1 protein-coding gene is annotated in these 353 nt (G+C 60.6%); it reads left to right on the top strand.

Annotated features, from left to right (window positions below; genetic code table 11):
* Nucleotides 1-353, top strand: a 353-nt coding sequence (locus P0G09_RS16090; RefSeq protein WP_275253163.1) for a C1 family peptidase, incomplete at both ends; no start/stop codon positions are given.

Genomic DNA, 353 nt, shown 5'->3' with positions numbered 1-353 from the left:
TCGCAGGAGGAGCTGGAGGATCTGACCATCCGTCAGCTGCAGGCAGGGGAGGGGGTCATGTTCAGCTGCGACTGCCACCCCGACGGTGACCGCGCCAACGGCTATAGGGACCCCGACTGCTTCCAGTACGGCGAGGTGCTGGGCGGCCTGACCTTTGGCATGACCAAGGCCGAGCGGCTGCTCACCCGTGAAAGCACCATGAACCATTGCATGATGTTCTGCGGTGTCAATCTGGACGAGAATGGGAAGTCTGACCGATGGAAGATCGAGAACAGCTGGGGCGATGCCTCCGGCCAGAAGGGCTACTACATCGGCAGCGAGAAGTGGTTCAAGGCCAATGTCTACCAGATCAC

Source organism: Faecalibacterium sp. DFI.5.82 (assembly GCF_029076575.1).
GTDB classification, from domain to species: Bacteria; Bacillota; Clostridia; order Oscillospirales; family Ruminococcaceae; genus Faecalibacterium; species Faecalibacterium duncaniae.
This window is presented reverse-complemented; position numbering and strand designations above follow the sequence as displayed.